Raw genomic sequence first — 19,304 nt, 5'->3', positions numbered from 1 at the left:
GGGGTGGCGAGCAGGGTGGTCAGGTCGGCTACGAACGCGTCGGTGCGTTCGCCGTGCAGCCCGCCGAGTGGGGCGAGCAGCTGGTCGAGCAGCCCCTGAACGACGTCGATCGCACCGCGGGTGACCTCCACGCCCCGGTCGGTGAGGACCAGGCGCACCGCGCGGGTGTCGACCGGGTCGCGGTCGCGGGCGAGCAGGCCGTCGGCCTCCAGCGCCCGGGCCAGCTTCGACACGTACAGCGCCTCCAGACCGGTGTGCTCGGCCAGCCGGCGCTGGCTGGGCGCCTGCCCGCCGCGGCGCAGCCCGTACAGCGAACTGAGCAGCACGTACCTGGCATGCGTCAGGCCGAGGGGCGCCACCGCCCGGTCGACCGCGACCCGCCACTTCAACGACAGCCGCCAGACGAGAGAGCCGGCCGTCGGAGGACCCCCTGCACTCTCCACCCCAGAAACAGTACATGGCTACTAGATGCATGGCTACTATCGTCGAGGTGTCCGGCCCGAGGACCTGCTGGGGTGGGAACCGAATACACCGGAAAGGGGCCGTGGCGGTTGTTCCCGCTGGTCAGTGGAAAGACAACATCCTTAGGACCAGGCCGCGAGCGTCAGGACCAGGCCCCAGCCCTCGCTCGTCATCCGCACCTCATCCTCGACGGACACCCGGTGGTACGCCCTACGTCGGTGTCTGGAAGCCGCCGATCTTCTGCTCGAGCAGTTCGGCCAGCCGCAGCGGGGTGCGGTCCTCGAACATCGGGCCGATGAGCTGCACTCCCACCGGCAGGCCCTCGGGGGACCGGCCCGCGGGTATCGCGGTGGCCGGCAGGCCCGGCATGGTGGCCAGGCCGGCCAGGACGAGCTGGTCGAAGTACGGGTACTCGACGCCGTCGATGTCGATCCGGCGTTCCAGCGGATTGGGGTTGTGGTCGTGGCCGAACGCGGGAGTCGGCGTGATCGGACACACCACGGCGTCGAACTCGGCGAACAGCTGCCGCCAGCCGTGGCGGTGGAGCTCGCGACGGTTGTTCGCCTCGATCCAGTCGCGGTGGCTGAACACCATGGCGCGCAGCCGCGCCGCGTCGAGACTCCGGTCGTCTGCGCTCAGCCCGGCGGCGCGGGTCCGCAGCTGCTCGTACGCCTCGACGGGAAAACGCGCGACGGAGCCCGAGAACAGCAACTGCGTGTAGAGCATCGCGGCTTCGGTCAGATCGGGCAGCAGCGCAGTGTGCCGTTCGACGCGGGCTCCTGCGTCGACAAGCGCGGCGGCCACCCGGTTCACGCCCGCCCGCACAGCGGACCCGGTCGCAAGGAGCGGGTGCTCGTCGAGAACCAGGACCCGGAAGTCGGCGAGGCGCTCGTGGCGCGCGGGCGGCAGCGCCACGTTGTGCGCCTTGCCGAGCGTCAGCGGGTCCGGTCCGGCCATGACGTCGAGCAGGAGCGTGAGGTCACGGGCAGCGCGCGCCATCGGACCGACGACGGCGAGGTCGAGGTCGGTCGGCAATGCCGGCGCGGGAGGCGCGACCATGCCGCGGGTTGCCGCCAGCCCGAACCACCGCGCCCGCGGCCTTGAGCCGCGCCACCTGTACCGCGTCCTCGGCCGGCACATAGTCCCGGTGTTGCGGCATGCCCCAGGTCGTGGGCAGCCCAGCCATGTTGTAGGATTCTTTGACCGTCACCGGAATACCGAGCAGCGGCCGGACCTCGCCGCGGGCGCGCGCCTGGTCGGCACCGCGCGCGGCGGCCCGCACACGGTCGAAGTCCGGCACGCAGATCGCGTTGATCACCTTGTCGTCCCGCTCGATACGGGCAATCGCCTCGTCGGTCAGCTCCGCCGAGGTCACGTCACCGGCACGCAACGCGGCCGCCAACTCTTCGGCCGTCTGAAAACTCCACTCCATGATTCCGACGCTACCGACCCCTGGAATAGGTCATGAAATGCCGCTTCGCGCAACGGGATAGATGTCCCAACTCATCATGCTGCTCTCCGACCACAGACGATTCGCCGACCAGTTGTGACAGTTCTGTGAGACGGCCGGTCCACCTCCTTACAACGTGGCGTTGAGGATGTGTGCCCACTGCTCGACGGTGGCGACCCCGCCGCGGCGGGGCAGGACGTCGGTGACGAGCGTGTGGTGCAGCGCGGGGTTGGGGTCGGCGCAGGCGTCGGACAGGACGGTGACCTGGTAGTCGAGGTCGGCGGCCTGCAGGGCGGTGGACAGGACGATGCCGGCGGTGGAGACGCCGGCCAGGACGAGGTGATCGATGTCCTGGACGGCCAGGAGCTGCTGGAGGTTGTTACCGGCGAAGGCGCTGACGCGGTTCTTGTAGACGACGGTCTCGCCTTCCGCGGGGGCGACATCGGGGTGAATGGCGGTGCCGGGGTCGTCGGCGGTGTACAGGTGGGACGGAAGGGAACCGAAGATCTTGTTGCGGGGGTGGACGTCGAGGTGACCGGGGCGCAGCCGCAGCGCCACGTGGATGACGGGGACGCCCGCGGCGCGCGCCGTGCCGAGTGCGTGCACGGCGTGCGGCAGGTAGTCGGCGGGCAGGCGGGCGAGGTGGTGGAGCTGCAGGTCCATCGCGAGCAGGGCGGTGCGGGCCATGGCGGGCGCCTTTCGTTCAGGTGTGCTTGCGCGGGATGAAGGTTAGGCGCCGACGGACCTGCGGCGACCGGGCACCCCGGACGTCACGTCCGACCGATCACAGGAGCGTGGATGTCCGTGGCCCCGTTGCATCAGGTCCTGGCAGGTAACCGCTATCCGGGGCGAGGCGTGCTGTGGGCGAGGACCCTCGACGGCGCGCTGCACGGCGGGTACTTCCTCACCGGACGCAGCGCCGCCTCCCAGGCCCGCACGCTGATGCGACGGGACGCAGAGCTGATCGTCGCCGCGACCGGCGCAGCCGCACACGATCCGCTGCGCCACTACGTGGCTGCCCGTGAACGCGGCGGCTGGCTCGTGTTCGGCAACGGAGAACAGGTTGCCGCGGTGGCGGACCGGCTGGAAGCGGGACAGCCGCCGGCAGCAGCACTCGACGGGTTGGACTACGAACCCGACCCGCCGATCTTCACACCTCGGATCACCGTGGCGACGGATCTGCAGGCGGCGCGGGGCACCTGGTTCGGCGCCGCGCGCCGCAGCCGCGGCGCCAGGACGGCGGCCGACGTGCTGATGCTCGCCGTCCGCGACCTGGAACCGGGGGACGCCGTGATGATGACGACGTACCGCTGCGACGGCCACGACGTCGCGACCGGGGAGCCGTTCGTCGACACGCGGACCGCGGCGGCCGACCGCGACGCGCTGCTGGCCGAGGTGTGGAATGCGCTGACCCCGCAGCTGCGCGTGGCGGCCGCGGTCTTCGCACCGGGACAGCTCGCCGACGCCGCCATCCGCAACACCTCTCCCTGAGCCGAAAGATCCCCGATCCCCGACGCCCGACTGGTCGCCTGCCCCGGCATGGGTCACGAGTTCTCCCGGCGCCGGTGGCCCACCATCGCCGGTGATGTGTGGGAGGCGGCCCGGTCGGCGGGCGCGCCGTCCGGTGGAGCGGCGATCCTGTAGCCCGTGGAACCTGTGGTGGGACCAGACCGGGTGGTGGTTCGTCTCGCGCATAGTGATGATCTTCCCGTCGCTCTGGGTGTCTGGCGTGAGGCCAACAGTGCTCGGGGACGGCTTCCCGACGCTGCGCGGATCGCCGGGGTGCGGGTGAAGCTCGCCGCCCCGGATGCTCTGGTGCTTGTCGCCTGGGCTGGTATGAGGGTTGTTGGCATGCTGCTGGCCGAACCGGGCCGCGGTTATGCACGGCTGCAGCTGTGGACCGGAGTCGACAACGATCGCGCGCTGCGTCTCTACCGTCGGGTCGGTTTCGTTCCCGGCGGGCGGACATCGCGCACGGACGGTGGATGGGCGATCGTGCAGTTCGTCCGCCCAGCCTCAGGGTCATAGCAACTCCGCCAGGGCAGGCGAACCCAGGGTCCGGGACGTCAGTGGTGAGGGGCGTCGCGCCAGCGGTGGCGCGGTGCCCAGCCGAGCAGCGTGCGCGCGGGACGGGTGTCCAGCAGCGCCAGGAACGGGTCGGATTCGTAGCGGGTGTCCCCACGCCCGGGAACCTCGGGAAGGATCTTTCGGGGGACGTCGACGCTGCTGATCGTGACGACCCGCGTCACCTGATGGCGCTCGGCGGCCCACAGCACGTTGTGCATCCCGAGCACGTTGGTCTCGAACACGGCCGCGTCAGTGCCGGTAGTGGTCGGTCCGAACTCGGCCAGGCCAGGGTCGTCGACCGGCTCGTCCACCGCGGCCAGGTGCACGATTCCCTCGCACCCCATCGCGGCGTGGCCAAGCGCCTGGGGGTCACGTACGTCGTGCCCGTCGACGAGGTCGAAGCCCACGGTCTCGTGCCCCACCGCCGCCAGGGTCGCCGTCACCGCCGCGCCGACGAGACCGCGGTCACCGGTCACCAAAACTTTCACGCCACGACAGGCAAGACCATGGGCCCTTGCCGGCAACCGGATTTCGCGACCTGATCCGTTGGATGAAGGCTTTCGGGACTGCTGGTCAGGCAGGTCCGTCCTCGTCGGATCACACCCACAGGGCGTCGAGATCGCCGACGTTGGTGACGTGGGTGTGCGCGGGGAACAGCGTGTCGGTGAGGAAGGCGTGGATGTCGGGGTGGGGATCGGCGCTGGCGTCGCGCAGGACGACGATCCGGTAGTCGCGGTCCATCGCCTCGCGCACGGTACTCAGGACGACGCCGCTGGTGCTCAGCCCGGCGAGGACGACGGTGGTGACTGCCCGTGCGCGCAGCTGCTGGTCGAGGTCGGTGGTGGAGAAGGCGCCGACCCGGGTCTTGCGGACCGCGATGTCGCCGAGCTGGGGCTCGAGGTGGGCGTGGAGCTGGGTGCCGGGCGCGTCGAGGTGCAGCGCCGAGCGCCCCTCACCGGCGGTGATGGCGGCGAACATGCTGGTCTCGGGGATGGCGTCGAAGTCCGACTGGTCGAAGGCGACCCGCACCCAGCCGACGTGCCCGCCGCGCCCGCGGACGGTGTCGACGGCGGCGGTGACGCGGCCGAGCAGCGCTTCGGCGTGGGGTAGCCGGGCGACGATCCCGTTCTGGTAGTCCATCACGAGCAGCGCCGTGTGCCGGGGGTCGAGGGTCGGTCGGTCAGGCACGGGTGGTGTCCTTTTCGGAGCGGGGTTCGGTTCCGGGATGGGGTTCGGCTGCGGGGGTGCTTCGGGCCAACGAGCGGTCGAACACGGTGATGAGCAGGAACGCCGCGCCGACGCCGATCAGCAGGAGCGCGAGGTGATGCAGGCCGGGAGTGTCGGCGGCGTGGCCGTAGAAGGCGCCCTGGGCCGCCGACGAGGTGATGGCGCCGAGGTAGCCGAAGGTGCGCAGCAGCCCGGCCGACGCGCCGATGTCGTCGGGGTTGGCCTGGCGGTAGACGGCGTTCTGCAGGGCCAGGCTGTTGAGTCCCTGCGGGATGCCGAACACGAGCGCGACGACGACGAGCAACCAGAGAGCCGTCGAGGAGTGCAGGGCCAGCAGCAGCACGCAGCCGACGATCTGGGCAACGGCGGCGACGACGAGCTTGCCGCGCACCGCCGTGCGGCGCCCGGTGAGGATCGACACGACGATCCCGGTCGCGAACAGCGGCAGCGTGGCGAGGCCGGCGTGGCTGGCGGACAGGCCGCGGCCGTGCTCGAGCCACTGGGTATAACCGTAGAGGAAGCTGTAGGACACGACGTAGGCCAGCAGCGCGCGCATGTAGGTGACCAGCAGCGGGGTGTTGCCGCCGAGGATCCGCAGGTCGATGAACGGGCGGGCGTGGGACAGCTCGCGGGCGGTGAAGGCGACGGCCGCGGCGACGGTGAGGGTAAGCAGGTACCAGTCCTGCACGCGCGGGTGCATCAGGAACAGCAGCAGCGCGACACCGGTACCGGCGAACAGCCCCATCCCGAGCACGTCGAGATCCAGCGAGCGCCTCGGCTCGGACTGCGGATCGGTCGGCGGCTCGGACTGCGACGGCTGCCCGGCCGGCGGCGTCGACCTGGGGAAGCGGCGCGCGCCGAGGACGAAGGCCAGCAGCGCGATCGGGATGTTGAGGGCGAAGGTCGTACGCCATCCACCGAGCCCGATCAGCAGGCCGCCCAGCGACGGGCCGATCACGGAGATGGTCTGGGTGGAGATCGCGAGCACCGTGAGCACGAACGCGGGGCTGTCCTGGCCGGTCCGCTCGCTCTCGTCGCGGATGAGCCGCATCGCCGCCGGGTAACCGGCGCAGGTGCCGAAGCCGAGGATGACCCGCGCGACGATCAGCACGCCGAGGTTCGGTGCGACGGCGCCGATCACCCCCGCCGTCCCGACCAGGGCGGTGGCAGGCAGGAACAGCCGCCGCGGGCCGTAGGTGTCGATCAGCCGGCCGACCACCGGCTGGCCGACCGCGGTGGCCAGGTACAACGAGGAGATCAGCCACGCGGTCGCCGACGCCGGTTCGCCGAACGCCACGCCGATCGGCACCAGTGCGACCGAGATGATCGTCGAGTTGATCGGGTTCAGGACCGCGCCCGAGATCAGCGGTGCCAGCAGCTTGCGATCAAACCCGGCCGGTGACGTCATGGCTCGACGATCCGTTCGAGCAGGACCATCGCCTCGTTGACCACCGCCAGTTCGTCCTCGGTGAGACGCTGCGCGAGCGTTCGGGCCAGCCACTCCTCCCGCGAGGCGCGGGCCCCCTGCGCGTACGCCCGGCCCGCAGGGGTGAGGAAGAGGAGCTGGCGACGACCGTCGCCGGGGTCGTCCTCGCGACGGACCAGGCCCTGCTTCTCCAGGGCGGCCATGGTCGCCGCCATCGACTGCGGACGCACCCGCTCGGCACCGGCCAGCGTGCTCGTCGAGGACGGCTCGTTCGCCGCAAGCCGGGCCAGCGCCGACGCCTGCGCAGAGGTCAGCTCACCGACCGCGGAGGCGTCCTGCAGTCGCCGTCGCAGCCGGCCGAAGATCACTCGCAGCGCCTGTGCAGCCGCGACCGCAGCCGCGGGAGTTGCCTGTGACTCCATATGGACAGCCTAAACTGAACAGGTGACCCTGGCAAATCCCGCGGATCAGACCTGCGCCCCCTACCGCTACCGAGGCGACCCTGGTCGGCACCGTCACGGCGGTGAGACCGCCGACCGCTGTCCCACCGTCAACTTCCTCCGCTGATCCCCGGGGTCGGAGTAGTGGAGGCCTGACATTGCGAGGAGCCCGTCAGGTGCAGCGATGCCCGCCACGAGGCTTCGTGGCGGGCATCGTCGAGCAACAGCTCAGGGGTGCAGTCTCGCCCGGAGACTGCTTGTCAGGCGAGCTCGCCAAGGAACCCGGCGGGAACGTGGCCGAGCAGCTCGGTGACGCGGGTGATCTTCGGATCCTGGAAGTAGGAGCCGAGTACGGCTTCGCCCTCACGCCGGGCGTTCCAGCGAGTGACGATCACAACGTGACCGGGGTCCGCCAGGTCGCGGATGACGTCGTACCCGGTGCAGCCCGTGGTTGCCGGCATGTCAGCCCCGATGGCAAGCGCGAGGTCCACGCCCTCCTCTGCAGACTCGGGCGAGAAGCGCATGTCGAACACCGATGAAACGGTCATGAAGTGACTCCCGGGGACTAGTACGTCCATACTAGAAAACCATAACTAGGATGCCCGTACTAGTCAAGGTTGTTCGGCGAGGGCTCGCAGCAATGCCGACGCGCTCTGCTCGAAGACAGCGACCGTGCCGGCGGCGCGGGCCAGGACGAGGCTCCCCTCCAGGAACGTGACCATCAACTGTGCGGTGGCGCTGGCTTGCGATGGGGCGGCTCCGACTTGGCAGAGTCGCGCTTCGAGGACGTCGATCCATGATCGGAACGCCGTATCCGCCGCAGCATTCAGTGCGGGCTGCTCTGGTGACGCTTCTACCGTCACAGCAGCCACCGCGCAGCTCGTACCACCTGCTGCCTTCGCCACGACAGGGCTGATGAGCTCGATGAAGCTGCGCAACACAGCGTCCGGATCGTCCCCGCCGATGCTCTCGAACTCGGCCCGGACTCGGCGACCCGTCCATGCGACGGCTTGCTCGGCGAGGTCGTTCTTGCCTCCCGGGAAGTGGTGGTAGATCGCCCCGCGAGCCGCGCCGCTCGCGGCGAGGACGTCGGTGAACGATGTCGCAGCCAGTCCCCGTTGGCGCAACGACAACGCCGCCGCCTCCGTCATGCGTTGCTTGGTGTCGCGAGGCATCAGCACCTCCAACTCGTACGACCGTCCTAGCGTAGATCGCAGTACATCAGTTCATGGGATCTTCCTCCGGACCCCCGCACCGGGCCGATCATCCGTGCTAGGCGTCCAAGATCAAGTACTTGGCGTTACCGGCCGTTCCGTTGGCCCCAAGGCCGCTGACCCGGGTCGGCGGCTACCGCCGATGTCCGTTCGGAATCAAACTCGACCGGCTCGGCCGCTCCCTCGAGCACCGGCTCGGACTCTCCCGCCCGGGGTGGGAGCAGCAGTACCACCACCGACCTAGCGTTCGACGACCGGAGATGCAGGAAAATGGGTGTCATGACAACGGCACCCGGGGCCGGGCTGGGCGCGATGATCCGTACCTGGCGGGATCGGCTGCCCCCGTCGGCCGCGGCACTGCCGGTCGGCCGGGCACGCCGCGCGGTCGGCCTACGCCGCGAGGAGCTCGCCGAACTCGCCGGCGTGTCGGTCGACTACGTCGTGCGCCTGGAGCAGGGGCGAGCCACGACGCCCTCGGCGCAGGTCGTCGCGTCCCTTGCGCGTGCCCTGCAGCTGACCATCACCGAACGGGACCATCTGTACCGGCTGGCCCACCTCGTCCCGCCGGCGGACGGCGCGATCTCCGGCCACATCCCACCCGGCGTCCACCGGGTGCTCACCCGGCTCGAAGATGTCGCGGTCGCCGTGTTCACGGCGGATTGGCAGCTGCTCTGGTGGAACCGTGGTTGGGCTGCGCTGCTGGGTGATCCCTCGTCGTTGCCACCGCAGCTGCGCAATTTCGCCCGCGACAGGTTCCCGGTGGGTGCAGGTCCCGCTCGCCTCGCACGGTGGCCGGTGACCGAAGCGGACCGCGACACCACCGACGCCGCCGTCGTGTCCGACCTGCGCCGCGCCACCGGCCGCTTCCCGCACGACACGCGCCTGGCGGAGCTGATTCACGACCTGAGCGCGGGCAACCAGCGGTTCGCCGCACTCTGGGCGAGAGGCACGGTGGCCGCTCATCGTGAGGACCATAAAACGATCGAGCACCCCTCCGTCAGGCCGGTCACGGTGGACTGCGACGTGTTGACAGAAGGTGACTCCGAACACAAGATTGTGATCATGACCGCGGTGCCCGGCAGCGCGGACGAGACCAAACTGCGACTCGCCCATCGCGGCCGGGACCCTGCGGCAGCTATCTGTCGAGGAAGTCCTCCAGGATCTCGGTAAACCGTGCCGGCTGCTCCTCGGCCATGTAATGGCCGCAATCGTCGAGGACCACCCCGGTGACATCGTCGGCCGCCAGCCGCATCGTCTCGGCGACCATCGCGCCGCTGTACCGCGCGCCGCCGATGGCGAGCACCGGCAGCGTCAGCCGGGTCTTCTTGCGCTGCTCGTTCTGCGCGATCGTCTCGTCCAGCGCCCGGTAGTACGCGAAGCTCGCCCGCAGCCCGCGAGGATCCGCGACGATCGCATCGACGTAGACGTCGACGGCGTACGCGGGGATCGCGTCCGAGGTGGCCGCCTTCTTGGCGAACTGGTAGCCGAAGAAGAGCCGCTCCCGCCCCCGTACCAGCTCCTCGTTGAGGTCGGTGAGCCGGTTGAAGCCGAAGTGCCAGAGCCGTTGGTTGACCGCGGCCGGGCTGAAGACCGACGGGGTCGGCGTGAGACCGGGGATAATGGCGTCGGCGACGGCGAGCCGGCCCACCCGCTCGGGGTGATCGGCAGCGAGGGCGTATCCGGTCCACATGCCGACGAAGACCTGGCAACCGTCGCAGCAGCCGCCGCCCGTATCCCCGGGAGACCACATCCACGTACATCAGGTTGCGTTTGAGCTCCGCCGCCACCGTCCCGTCACCGTCATGCGGATGCTGCGCGGACACGACTGGCGGCTTCTGGGCTTACCTCGGCGCTACCCCCTCGACGCCCGCATCGGGCCCGACCGGTTCGAGGCTGGCGGCCAGATCACGGATGTCCTGGTGGTTGCGGCCCTGGATCCAGACCTGGGTGCCGGCCCGTTCGAACCGCAGATGACCCTGCTCGGGGTCATCTGCGGGCGACCACCAGCGCGCCGGGGTGCCGTCCGGCAACGCGATCGCGTCCCACTCGGCCGGATCCGCCATCCGGGCCCCCCGAGACTGGACGAACCACAGCAGACGGCCGAGTGGGCGCCCCCCGGCGGGATGCGCCACCACCGCGATCCCGTCCTCCCCGTCCCCGTCCCCGTCCCCGTCAGGGTCAGGGTCAGGGTCGATGCTGCCGTAGTAGGCCTCGTCACGCGGGCCGAGCAGGGCGAAGTCCACCTCGCCGGCCAGCGTGACCAGCGGCCGCGCCCGGTGGAAGGCCGGTTCCGTATCGTCGAGGGCACCGACGGTATCCAGGTCGAAGCGGGCCACATCGAGCGGCCCATCGACCTGCAGGCCGCGCACGCTGGTCCGTTCGACCTCGCGCTCACCGAACCAGCCGACCAGCTCCAGGAGCAGACCGGTGGCGTCGTCGACGACGAGGTCGTAGGCGTCCCCCTCGGGCAGGCCGTGGAGCTGACGGAACAGGTGGGGCTCGCGTGGCACCCCGCGTAGCCAGGTCGCCCGCCGCCCCTCCCAGTCCCGAGCGCCGCGCACGGACAGCCGCAGGCGGGACAGGACCTGCCAGGGCCGCACCAGCGTGAGCTCGGGTACCCAGAGGCCGAGGAGCCGGTTACCGGGCTCGACCGGCAGGGAGCCCCGCACCTCACCGTCGCGACGCCGGCGCCACTGCTCGCCCTGCACCACGGTGACGGCATCGCCGCCGTGCCAGTCGATCCGCAGCGAGCCCGGGGTGGCCAGCAGGGAACCACGGCGCTGTTCCACCGCGGCAGGCGCCTGCCTCGGCCCGGGTGCACCGGGCGGGGAGATCACGGCGGGCAGTCCACGCGCCACATCCGTCGCCTTCTGCGCCGCGGCGCACGCCTCGGTGTCGACCCGCCAGTGAAGCTCGGCATGCAGGGAGGTCCACCGCTCGGCGCAGGTGAACATCGCTTCCAGCGTGTCCCCCAACAGACTCATGACCAACACCGTGACACAGATACGACCGTGACACAGATGCGACGGACCACATCGAGAGGTGACCGCCAGCGTCGTTGTGGGAAAGCCACAAGGACAGGCCGCCGACCTCAGCGGTGTCAGAGCTGGGCCGGGCACGGCGCGGCTGCGAAGGTGAACCCCGGACAACGGCGGCGGGACCTTGACATGACCGTCCCGCGCCTCCACGACAACGAAGGGGAGACAGGGTGGTGCACGACACAATCGTGGTCACGGGGATCGGTGCGATGACCCCACTCGGAGGCGACCTCAACGACACCTGGAGCGGGCTGCTCGCGGGCCGCTCGGGCGTCACGGTCCTCGACGACGACTGGGCCCGGGACCTGCCCGTCCGCCTCGCCGCGCGGCTGCCCGTCGACCCCGGCGCGTCGCTGCCCCGCAAGGAAAGCCGCCGCCTCGACCGCTGCGAGCAGATGGCGATCGTCACCGCCCGCGAGGCCTGGGCACACGCCGGGCGTCCCGACGTCGACCCGCAGCGCCTCGCCGTCGTCATCGGCACCGGCTACGGCGGGGTGGCCTCCACCCTCAGCCAGCACCGCATCGTCGAAGCCGGCAACGCCCGCAAGATGTCCCCCCACGCGATCATCATGCTGATGGCCAACGGGCCGGCCGCCTGGGTCAGCATCGATCTCGGCGCCCGCGCCGGCGCCCGCACCCCGGTCAGCGCCTGCGCGTCCGGCGCCGAGGCGATCGCCACCGCCATGGAGATGATCCAACACGACCTCGCCGACGTCGTCGTCGCCGGCGGCGTCGAGGCCGCCATCGACAACCTCCCCCTGGCCGCGTTCGCGCAGATGCGGGCCCTGTCGACCCGCCACGACGACCCCGCCGCGGCGTCGCGCCCCTTCGACGCCGACCGCGACGGCTTCGTCCTCGGCGAAGGCGCCGGCATCGTCATCCTCGAACGGGAATCCTTCGCCGCCGCCCGCGGCGCCCGGGTCCACGCCGTCGCCGCCGGCGCCGCGGTCAACTCCGACGCCCTCGACATCGTCACCGCCGACCCCGCCGGGCAGTCCCGCGCCATCCGCACCGCTCTGACCCGGGCGGGCCTGGCCCCCACCGACATCGGCCTCGTGCACGCCCACGCCACCTCCACCCCGGTCGGCGACCCGCTCGAGGCCGAGGCGATCGCCGACACCATCGGCACCCACCCGGCGGTCACCGCGACGAAGTCGATGACCGGCCACACCCTCGGCGCCGCCGGCGCCATCGGCGCGATCGCGGCGATCTGCGCCCTGCGTGACGGCGTCATCCCACCGGTGCGTAACCTCGACCGCCTCGACCCGGCGATCAAACTCGATGTCGTCACCGGCGCCGCCCGCCACGACACCGTCCACGCCGCCGTGGCCAACGCGTTCGGCTTCGGCGGCCACAACGCCACCCTCGTGTTCACCACCGCCTGACCCACGACCGCCTGATCGGCGCGCCGAGCCCGGCCGGCCCGGTCCCGGCGGAGCCGGCCGGGCTCAGCGCGGGGCGCGCAGGATGACGGTGCCCAGGCCAGGGGCACGCAGCGCGAGCAGCGCGGCCCCCGGCCGCACGGTCAACCAACACCACCAGGCAGCGCCGGGCGCAACGGGCGCGCAGCAGCTCGACCCGAGCATCCTCGGACAGCCCATCGCGGTGCGCGCGCCCGAACGCGACATGCTCGCTGACCAGCGGCGCACTGACAGCCTCGGCGACGGCGGCCAGCCGCCGCAACCTCGCCGGATCCGGCCGCTCGGACCCGCCGAGCGAGAGCCCGATCCCGTGCACCACCACCGGCACACCCAGCGCGCTCGGCGAGCATCGCGGCCAGCTCCGGCCGCCAGCCCACCCCGAACCCGGTCACCCCCGTCACACCGCGATCGTCACGGGGCGCAGGCCCGTCCGTCCCCCCGCTGTCGTGTTGGGGTGCCGGTAAGAAGCGTGTCACCAGCCGCAAACGGCGATGATCTAGCTGGCTTGTGGTTCGGCGGCGGTGAGTTCGTGGCGGGCCCTGCCGGCGGCGCGAAGTTCGCGTAGATCGGGGATGTGGTTGTAGGACCGGGCGGGCGTTGCGGATGCCGTGGGAGGTGACCAGGCACAGCAGGAGCGCCCACTACAGCTGCCGCCATCCGCCTGCGATCACGGCCATGTCGACGGCCATTCCTCGCTGTAGCGTTCCTGGTCGTCAGGGTGGTCCAAGGCCCGTACCGCCGAGGCGACGAGCCCGGCGACAACGCCTTCACTCCAAGGGAGATTCCCTGCCACCCGTTCCGTCTGTCGGCCTCGCCGGCGCGGGCTCGCGGTTCCCCGGCGCCGGTTCAGGACTGACCATCCGCCGGATGCGCCCAGGAGCAGCATGGCCACGGCCCCCAGATACATCGCGGTGGTACCGGCCGTGTGGGCCGCGTGCACCGCCCGGTCGGCGAGCACGCGTTGCGTAAGCCGACCGTCAGCCTCAATCGGTAGAGGTGAGTGAGGATCCAGGACGAGCGTGAACCGGCCTGCGCGATCAGGGCCGATACGAACGACGCTGAGGGCGGGCAGGCGGGCATGGCCGCCGGCGTCGCGATCGGCCGGGTGCTGTCGGTCAGTATGGTGAGTGAAAGGCCACACCGGGGGGTGACGTGCTTGTTCCGCGACAGCCGTTGGAAGAGCAGCCGTTTGAAGCGGCGTCTACCCCAGATTCTCGCCTGGCTGGCGGCTCGGTTCGTGGTGCTCGCCTTGCTAGGTCGCGCTCTGTTCGGCTCGACGGCGACGGCCCTCATCGTTGCGGGTGTGGGGACCGTCGCCATCGTCCTCGGATCGGTGGTCTACGCCGACACGGTCTGGTCCGATCGGCCGTCCGGCCGGCGCAGGTTCCTGATCGTTGGGCTGTGGGCCGTCACCGTCGGCGGGCTCGGCGCTCTGCTAACGCATCTCGTGTGGCACCCGCGCCTATCGGCGACGATCGTCGCCGGTCTGGTCCTCACTCTCCTGTCAGGTGCTGTCTACGCCCAACAGAGCCAGCGGATGATCGGCTCCCTCCAGATGACCCTCTCGATCGTCCGGGTGTCGACCCCGGACGAGGCCCGCGCCGTGATCGCGGACTGCACACGGGCACTGAGCGGCCGGAAACTAGCGGCGGACCGACGCGCCATCACCGAGCTGAACCGGGCCCGGGCGCGCGTGCTGCTCGCTCTGGGCCTCGGGTACGGCCATGAGTTGCAGGAGGCGCTCGATACTCTGAGGCGCACGATCGAGGATCCAGCTCTTGACCCCGTTATCGCGGTGCTGGCCGCCGACGACCTTGTCAATGCAATGAGTCTCGCCGCCGAACAGACCCGTGACCCGCAGGGGTACGCCGAGGCGCAGAATTTGTTTGCTTCCTGTCTTCGCCGTGCAAAAGAACTGGATCTCGAGAAATTGGATCTTGAGGTCCGCTTGTTGAGCCATCGGGCACAGTTCTACCTGTTCCTGGCCCGCGACGACATCACCTACGCGAAGCGGGCCTTGGACACGCAGCAGGAAGCAGTCCAGCAGGCCACCACCCCGTCGGCCGCCGACCTGGCGCAACTCGGTCTGATGCTCAGCTGGGGGCCACCGCTGGTCTCCGAGGGCCGGACCGCCGAGGCCATCGCACTCTGCCGTAAAGCCGTCACACTGGACCGCGGTGACGAGACACGGTTGTCTCTCGCGACGTGCCTCTGCAACGCTGCCGAGCGGGGCGGCCCGGAAGCAGAGGCCCGGCTGGCTGAGGCCGGTGTGCTACTGCGTCGGCTGGCCCGCCGGAAGGGGCCGATCGGTCTACGCGCCCGTGCGCTGCTTATCGAGTACGGCTTCGAAGCGTGAGGTGGCTGCGCCGACGAAAGCCGCCGACCATGGCGGAGCGCTACCGGGCGGTCATTGACGAGGGCGCCGAGGACACCGTCTTCGACCTCGTCGGCACCGTCGACGGCTGGCTGCGTGCGGCCTTCGACCACGGTAGGCCGGACGATCGGGCGGAGGCCCTCTACTACCGCACGATCGCGGTGGCCCAGCGGGCAAAGGGTCCACTGATCCTCGCCGAACGGGAACGACTGCTGATCGGCAACGAGGGGATCCCCACCGAAGCGGGCTACTGGCTGGGCGTCGTCGGCCGCTTGCGGGACGCGGTGCTCGCCGTCGAGACGTCCCGGGCGATCCTGCTCGGCCGCCTCACCGGGTGGCTCGACGCCGACCTACGGACCGAACTCCACGCCACCGGGAACACCGCCCTGCTCGACGACTACATCTCCGTTCTGTCCGAGCTGGGTGATCGTTACCGCGGTCAGTACAGCGGCGCCTCCACCCCGCGTCCCGCGGATGTAGTGGTCGGGGGCCAGGCCTTCCGGACCGGGCACCTCACGGAGCTGCATCAGGCGAGTGCCCGGGTCGACTTTTTGCACCGGCGCATCGAGGATGTGACCGGCAGCCCGGTTCGTTCCCTGAAGCCGATCACCTACCCGCTCGTCGAACAGTCGGCAGCGGTAGCGCCATTGGTGTATCTCGGTGCCGCCATCGCGTCGGGCTATGCGCTGCTCGTCACCGAAACCGGTGAACCTCGTATGATCCTGCTCCCAGAGCTGACGTCCGGCGCCGTCACCGAGCGGGTAGCCGTCGTGCAGAACCGGTTCACCGACCCTTCGCGGCGCCTCAAGCGGTTGGACTGGCGTGCGGCTGTCGCCGAGACGGTGCACTGGCTCGGCGAGGTCGCTCTGCAGCCGCTTACTGAGCTCCTGCGCGAGTGTCCGGATCTGCGCGGCAAGCCGATTGGTCTCATCGCGATCGGTGCGACCGGAGCGCTCCCCGTGGCGGCGGCACTGCTGACGGTGGGTGGCCCGCCGGTGTGGCACCTCCCGTACGCGCGGGCGCTGACCGGATCCGCCGAGCAATCCTTCAGCCGGCCCGCGAACGTACGGGTCTGCGCTGTCCCGAAGTCGCAACCCAGAGAGCTGAAACTGCCCCGCGCCGGCCGGGAGATCGACTGGTTCCTAAGCAGGTACGCCGGACGGGTGCGCGCCGACCCCGAAGCAACGATCGCGCACGTTGTGGAGGCGCTTCATACGACCGACGTCGTTCAACTGATTTGCCACGGCAAAGCCGTGCTGAAAGACGCACTCTGTAGTGCGCTGCAGTTGAGCGACGGCGACCTGACCGTCCGCGTGTTGCTGGTCGAGGCCCGGTGCACCGCCCGGCTGGTCGTCCTCAGCGCCTGCGAGTCGCAGGCATTCGACCCGCGGATGACCGACGAGATCATCGGCTTGCCACTCGCCCTGCACCAGGCTGGCGTGGCGAGCGTCGTCGCCGGGCAGTGGAAGGTGGACGACATCCCCACCGCGCTGCTGATCCGCCGGCTGCACGACGAGCTGTTGCGCGGAGTCCCCATTGCGCAGGCACTGGCCGAGGCGCAGAACTGGCTGCGGGAGGCGTCCCGTAGGGAACTGCACGACACCTATCCCGACGCCTACTACCTGCTGGGCGGTGACGAGACGGTGCGGCCGTTCGCCCATCCGGCGGACTGGGCGGCGTTCACCTGCAGCGGATACTTGGAAACCAACGGCGAGGAGACAGATGATGCGTGAGAACACGGTGTACGTGGATCTCAACGGCCTAACAGCGGAGGAAATCGACCAGCTGAAGGCGGCGGCCGGTCCGCTCGGGGCCGACCTCGAGGACCTGTCAGTCCAGATGGGCGCGGAAGAACTGCTGCCGTATGCCCCGGTTGTGATCGCGCTGCTCAAGCCATTCCTGCAGAAAGCAGCCGAGGTCGCCGCGCCTCAGCTAAATACTTTCCTGGAACGGGCCTTCGCCGGGCGCAGGAACCGGACCGTGTACCTGGAGGACCTCGACGTTTACCTACTGTGGGGCAGCAACGCTGAGAAGCAAAGAACGGCGGCCTTGCAGGCAATCAGGTTGCTGGAACCAGGCGCATTCCGGCCCGGCGTCACTCTGACGTTCAATACGGACTCGGGTCGCTGGCAGGAGCCCGGCCAAGACTGACTCCCGCCAGGCCGACATCGACCCTGAGTAAGAGCGCGCCGAAACCAACCGGCTGCACTCCCTGGACCGCTCTGGGCACTGACTCCGCCCGGACGACTCGGGATGTCGGTAAGAAATGTGTCACCAGCCGCAAACGGCGATGATCTAGCTGGCTTGTGGTTCGGCGGCGGTGAGTTCGTGGTGGGCCCGGCCGGCGGCGCGGAGTTCGCGTAGGTCGGGGATGTGGTTGTAGAGGGTGCCGGGGCTGACGCTGAGGAGCTTCGCGATCGAGGTGACGCTGGCCTCGGGGTTGGGGAGCATGTCCCGGGCGGCGCGGATGATCTCGAGGGTGGCGACGGTGGGCCGTCCGCCGACGCGGCCGCGTTCGCGGGCGGCGGCGAGGCCTTCGCGGGTGCCGGCGACGATGAGTTCGCGGATGAACTCGGCGAGGGCGGCGAAGACGTGGAAGACGAGCCGCCCGCCCGGGGTGGTGGTGTCGAGGTTCTCGCGCAGGGAGGTGAACCCGACGCCGCGTCGGCGCAGGTCCCCCACCGTGGTGATCAGGTCCTGCAGGGAGCGGGAGAGCCGGTCGAGCGCGGGGACGACGAGCGTGTCGCCGGGCTGCGTGAAGTCCAGGCAGGCGGCGAGCTCTGGGCGGTCGGTGTCGCGGCCGGCCTGTTTCTCGGCGAAGATCCGCCGGCAGCCGGCGGCGGTGAGCGCGTCGATCTGGCGCTCGAGCGAGTGACGCCTCGGCGATCGCGAACAGGATGTTCTCCTTGCCGGTCACCCGCTTGAACGCGTTGACCAGCTCCTCGGTGACCTTCGCGCCGATCCGGTGCACCGTCGAGATCAGCAACTCGACCAGCGTGTCGGTGATCTCCCCGTGCCGGTGATGCAACAGCGCCGCGAGCAGCGCCAGCATCAGCGGCTCGGGGTGGTCGCGCAGGTGCGACGGGGACTCCACCGCCGCCCGGGCCCGCCAGGCCGCGACCACCCGAGGGGCGACGTCGCCGAACAGCCCGTCGGGCAGGTCGACCGCGCGGACCGCGCGCAGCTTGCGGATCTCGGTGAGCATCGAGTCCAGGCTGATGTTGCCCGGCACCGACTTGATCAACGCCAGCACCGAGTCCTGACCAGTGTCGTCGTCCGGCACATCGACGGCGACCAAGGCGCGCAGCCGGCCGGCGACGACGGCGGCCAGCCGAGCGGCGACCCGGGCGGTCAGCGTCTGCTCGGCCTGGTGCAACGCGGACCGCACGATCCGGTCGATCCGCCCGGCGGCCGGCGGTTCGATCCGCTCGGCGCGGCACCGCGCCAGCAGCTCGCCGCGGACCAGCTCCGAGCGGCGCTCCGTCTCGCACACGTGGCCGGCCAGCCACTCGGTCAGCGTGTCCGCGTCGGCCACCGAGCACTCCCGGAAGCCCAGGTACTCACGGATCTGCGCCCGGTGGTACTCGATCGTGCGGCCAGTCCACTCGTAAAAACCCATGTCACCCGGCTCCACGCCGACCTGGCGGGCCACATACTCGACAGCCTCGTCCGGCACCTCGCTACGACCCCGTGGGAACCGGCCCATCTGGGTGAAGAACTTCAACAACACCGTGAAGCCAAGCCGCGTCGGCCCGCGCTTGCCAGCGATCAGCTCTCGCTCGTCATCCAGCAGTGTCCAGTGCTCGACGAGCTCATCGAGATCCAGCGACCGGGCCACGGACAAACATCATGGCCACGTGTGCCGGGCACCAACAGCCCGCGCCCACAAAGAGACACGACTCAAGATCACTCGGGTTTGCACCTGGTGACACGTTTCTTACCGGAACCCCTCCTCCCGGCGCAGACCCGGCACCCGCCGCCCCCGCGGGTCGGCCGCCAGCCCGGCCTGGTCGGGGGTGACCCGGGCGCGGCGACTGCGCAGAAACTCGGCGATCTCGCGACTGCGGCCCACCCACCCAGTCTGACCAGTCGACGACGGCGGCGGGCCGCCGCGGGTGGCCCTGCCGGTACCTGCCTTCGCAGGGCCCGCTACCGGGCTTCGGTGACGACGGCGCGGTGATGTCC

At 70.3% G+C, this 19,304-nt stretch carries 21 protein-coding genes and 2 pseudogenes; 7 read left to right on the top strand and 16 right to left on the bottom strand.

The window, feature by feature from the left end:
• The 4 genes from NBZ85_RS11295 to NBZ85_RS11280 all read right to left on the bottom strand — a co-directional run.
• Window positions 1–443, bottom strand: a 443-nt coding sequence (locus NBZ85_RS11295) for a MarR family winged helix-turn-helix transcriptional regulator (protein WP_261561912.1), incomplete at its 3' end; no start/stop codon positions are given.
• Between the two features lie 229 nt (window positions 444–672).
• Window positions 673–1,461 (bottom strand): amidase family protein, encoded by a 789-nt coding sequence (locus tag NBZ85_RS34025; protein WP_261561911.1) that lies wholly within the window; start codon window positions 1,459–1,461, stop codon window positions 673–675.
• The gene (locus tag NBZ85_RS34020; protein WP_261561910.1) at window positions 1,442–1,864 is read right to left on the bottom strand and encodes an amidase family protein; all 423 of its coding nucleotides are present in this window, start codon (window positions 1,862–1,864) and stop codon (window positions 1,442–1,444) included. Before NBZ85_RS34020 ends, NBZ85_RS34025 begins: the two co-directional genes overlap by 20 nt.
• Window positions 1,865–2,041: 177 nt before the next feature.
• Window positions 2,042–2,599, bottom strand: coding sequence for a cysteine hydrolase family protein (locus NBZ85_RS11280; RefSeq protein WP_261556053.1), 558 nt, complete (start codon window positions 2,597–2,599; stop codon window positions 2,042–2,044).
• Between the two features lie 111 nt (window positions 2,600–2,710).
• Here NBZ85_RS11280 and NBZ85_RS11275 point away from each other — a divergent pair, with 111 nt between their 5' ends.
• A complete protein-coding gene (locus tag NBZ85_RS11275) occupies window positions 2,711–3,403 on the top strand; it encodes an IMP cyclohydrolase (RefSeq protein ID WP_261556054.1) in 693 nt (230 codons plus the stop codon).
• Between the two features lie 183 nt (window positions 3,404–3,586).
• Complete coding sequence (locus NBZ85_RS11270) at window positions 3,587–3,940, top strand: GNAT family protein (RefSeq protein ID WP_261556055.1); 354 nt, start codon at window positions 3,587–3,589, stop codon at window positions 3,938–3,940.
• 38 nt (window positions 3,941–3,978) lie between these two features.
• Here the strand turns inward: NBZ85_RS11270 and NBZ85_RS11265 are convergent, their stop codons facing one another.
• The 6 genes from NBZ85_RS11265 to NBZ85_RS11240 form a co-directional block, all read right to left on the bottom strand.
• The gene (locus tag NBZ85_RS11265) at window positions 3,979–4,455 is read right to left on the bottom strand and encodes an NAD-dependent epimerase/dehydratase family protein (protein ID WP_261556056.1); all 477 of its coding nucleotides are present in this window, start codon (window positions 4,453–4,455) and stop codon (window positions 3,979–3,981) included.
• 121 nt (window positions 4,456–4,576) lie between these two features.
• Window positions 4,577–5,167 carry a cysteine hydrolase family protein gene (locus NBZ85_RS11260; protein ID WP_261556057.1) on the bottom strand — a complete coding sequence of 197 codons (591 nt, stop codon included), beginning with the start codon at window positions 5,165–5,167 and terminating at the stop codon, window positions 4,577–4,579.
• Window positions 5,160–6,614, bottom strand: coding sequence for an MFS transporter (locus NBZ85_RS11255; protein ID WP_261556058.1), 1,455 nt, complete (start codon window positions 6,612–6,614; stop codon window positions 5,160–5,162). Before NBZ85_RS11255 ends, NBZ85_RS11260 begins: the two co-directional genes overlap by 8 nt.
• Window positions 6,611–7,054, bottom strand: a complete 444-nt coding sequence (locus tag NBZ85_RS11250; RefSeq protein WP_261556059.1) for a MarR family winged helix-turn-helix transcriptional regulator — start codon at window positions 7,052–7,054, stop codon at window positions 6,611–6,613. Before NBZ85_RS11250 ends, NBZ85_RS11255 begins: the two co-directional genes overlap by 4 nt.
• Before the next feature lie 278 nt (window positions 7,055–7,332).
• Window positions 7,333–7,620 carry a putative quinol monooxygenase gene (locus tag NBZ85_RS11245; protein WP_261556060.1) on the bottom strand — a complete coding sequence of 96 codons (288 nt, stop codon included), beginning with the start codon at window positions 7,618–7,620 and terminating at the stop codon, window positions 7,333–7,335.
• A gap of 63 nt (window positions 7,621–7,683) precedes the next feature.
• The gene (locus NBZ85_RS11240; RefSeq protein ID WP_261561914.1) at window positions 7,684–8,253 is read right to left on the bottom strand and encodes a TetR/AcrR family transcriptional regulator; all 570 of its coding nucleotides are present in this window, start codon (window positions 8,251–8,253) and stop codon (window positions 7,684–7,686) included.
• Between the two features lie 312 nt (window positions 8,254–8,565).
• On the opposite strand from NBZ85_RS11240, the gene NBZ85_RS11235 reads away from it, so the two are divergent.
• Window positions 8,566–9,456 (top strand): helix-turn-helix domain-containing protein, encoded by an 891-nt coding sequence (locus tag NBZ85_RS11235; protein ID WP_261556061.1) that lies wholly within the window; start codon window positions 8,566–8,568, stop codon window positions 9,454–9,456.
• On the opposite strand, the gene NBZ85_RS11230 is transcribed toward NBZ85_RS11235, so the two are convergent.
• Both NBZ85_RS11230 and NBZ85_RS11225 read right to left on the bottom strand, forming a co-directional pair.
• Window positions 9,422–9,976 carry an alpha/beta fold hydrolase gene (locus tag NBZ85_RS11230; RefSeq protein WP_261556062.1) on the bottom strand — a complete coding sequence of 185 codons (555 nt, stop codon included), beginning with the start codon at window positions 9,974–9,976 and terminating at the stop codon, window positions 9,422–9,424. The genes NBZ85_RS11235 and NBZ85_RS11230 overlap by 35 nt on opposite strands.
• 151 nt (window positions 9,977–10,127) lie before the next feature.
• Complete coding sequence (locus tag NBZ85_RS11225; protein WP_261561909.1) at window positions 10,128–11,270, bottom strand: hypothetical protein; 1,143 nt, start codon at window positions 11,268–11,270, stop codon at window positions 10,128–10,130.
• A gap of 227 nt (window positions 11,271–11,497) precedes the next feature.
• On the opposite strand from NBZ85_RS11225, the gene NBZ85_RS11220 reads away from it, so the two are divergent.
• Window positions 11,498–12,709 (top strand): beta-ketoacyl-[acyl-carrier-protein] synthase family protein, encoded by a 1,212-nt coding sequence (locus tag NBZ85_RS11220; RefSeq protein ID WP_261561913.1) that lies wholly within the window; start codon window positions 11,498–11,500, stop codon window positions 12,707–12,709.
• On the opposite strand, the gene NBZ85_RS33740 is transcribed toward NBZ85_RS11220, so the two are convergent.
• Complete coding sequence (locus NBZ85_RS33740; protein WP_261561908.1) at window positions 12,696–13,067, bottom strand: multinuclear nonheme iron-dependent oxidase; 372 nt, start codon at window positions 13,065–13,067, stop codon at window positions 12,696–12,698. The two genes, NBZ85_RS11220 and NBZ85_RS33740, sit on opposite strands and share 14 nt — an antisense overlap.
• A 678-nt stretch (window positions 13,068–13,745) precedes the next feature.
• Between NBZ85_RS33740 and NBZ85_RS11210 the strand changes: the two genes are divergently transcribed.
• From NBZ85_RS11210 to NBZ85_RS11200, 3 genes are read left to right on the top strand one after another with little or no spacing between them, the layout of a single operon-like run.
• On the top strand, window positions 13,746–15,101 hold the full coding sequence (locus NBZ85_RS11210; protein ID WP_261556065.1) for an MFS transporter: 1,356 nt from the start codon (window positions 13,746–13,748) through the stop codon (window positions 15,099–15,101).
• Window positions 15,102–15,130: 29 nt separating this feature from the next.
• The gene (locus NBZ85_RS11205) at window positions 15,131–16,852 is read left to right on the top strand and encodes a CHAT domain-containing protein (RefSeq protein ID WP_261556066.1); all 1,722 of its coding nucleotides are present in this window, start codon (window positions 15,131–15,133) and stop codon (window positions 16,850–16,852) included.
• Window positions 16,845–17,270 (top strand): hypothetical protein, encoded by a 426-nt coding sequence (locus tag NBZ85_RS11200; RefSeq protein ID WP_261561907.1) that lies wholly within the window; start codon window positions 16,845–16,847, stop codon window positions 17,268–17,270. The genes NBZ85_RS11205 and NBZ85_RS11200 overlap by 8 nt, the downstream gene beginning before the upstream one ends.
• Before the next feature lie 144 nt (window positions 17,271–17,414).
• Here NBZ85_RS11200 and NBZ85_RS11195 read toward each other — a convergent pair.
• The 3 genes and pseudogenes from NBZ85_RS11195 to NBZ85_RS33735 all read right to left on the bottom strand — a co-directional run.
• A pseudogene (locus NBZ85_RS11195) lies at window positions 17,415–17,999 on the bottom strand (recombinase family protein); the annotation flags it as partial.
• A 556-nt stretch (window positions 18,000–18,555) separates the two neighbouring features.
• Window positions 18,556–18,957 (bottom strand): annotated as a pseudogene (locus tag NBZ85_RS33095) (DUF4158 domain-containing protein); the annotation flags it as partial.
• A 99-nt stretch (window positions 18,958–19,056) separates the two neighbouring features.
• A complete protein-coding gene (locus NBZ85_RS33735; protein WP_438803075.1) occupies window positions 19,057–19,191 on the bottom strand; it encodes a hypothetical protein in 135 nt (44 codons plus the stop codon).
• Window positions 19,192–19,304 lie beyond the last annotated feature (113 nt).

Source organism: Frankia tisae (genome assembly GCF_025403405.1).
Lineage (GTDB): Bacteria > Actinomycetota > Actinomycetes > Frankiales > Frankiaceae > Frankia > Frankia tisai.
This window is presented reverse-complemented; position numbering and strand designations above follow the sequence as displayed.

Excerpts from the sequence above, each read along its gene's own strand:
- NBZ85_RS11230 (WP_261556062.1), bottom strand. The coding sequence starts at position 9,976 with ATGTGGACCGGATACGCCCTCGCTGCCGATCACCCCGAGCGGGTGGGC.
- NBZ85_RS11225 (WP_261561909.1), bottom strand. The coding sequence starts at position 11,270 with ATGAGTCTGTTGGGGGACACGCTGGAAGCGATGTTCACCTGCGCCGAG.
- NBZ85_RS11205 (WP_261556066.1), top strand. The coding sequence starts at position 15,131 with ATGGCGGAGCGCTACCGGGCGGTCATTGACGAGGGCGCCGAGGACACC.
- NBZ85_RS11255 (WP_261556058.1), bottom strand. The coding sequence starts at position 6,614 with ATGACGTCACCGGCCGGGTTTGATCGCAAGCTGCTGGCACCGCTGATC.
- NBZ85_RS11250 (WP_261556059.1), bottom strand. The coding sequence starts at position 7,054 with ATGGAGTCACAGGCAACTCCCGCGGCTGCGGTCGCGGCTGCACAGGCG.
- NBZ85_RS34025 (WP_261561911.1), bottom strand. The coding sequence starts at position 1,461 with ATGGCGCGCGCTGCCCGTGACCTCACGCTCCTGCTCGACGTCATGGCC.
- NBZ85_RS11245 (WP_261556060.1), bottom strand. The coding sequence starts at position 7,620 with ATGACCGTTTCATCGGTGTTCGACATGCGCTTCTCGCCCGAGTCTGCA.
- NBZ85_RS11280 (WP_261556053.1), bottom strand. The coding sequence starts at position 2,599 with ATGGCCCGCACCGCCCTGCTCGCGATGGACCTGCAGCTCCACCACCTC.
- NBZ85_RS11275 (WP_261556054.1), top strand. The coding sequence starts at position 2,711 with ATGTCCGTGGCCCCGTTGCATCAGGTCCTGGCAGGTAACCGCTATCCG.
- NBZ85_RS11235 (WP_261556061.1), top strand. The coding sequence starts at position 8,566 with ATGACAACGGCACCCGGGGCCGGGCTGGGCGCGATGATCCGTACCTGG.
- NBZ85_RS11200 (WP_261561907.1), top strand. The coding sequence starts at position 16,845 with ATGCGTGAGAACACGGTGTACGTGGATCTCAACGGCCTAACAGCGGAG.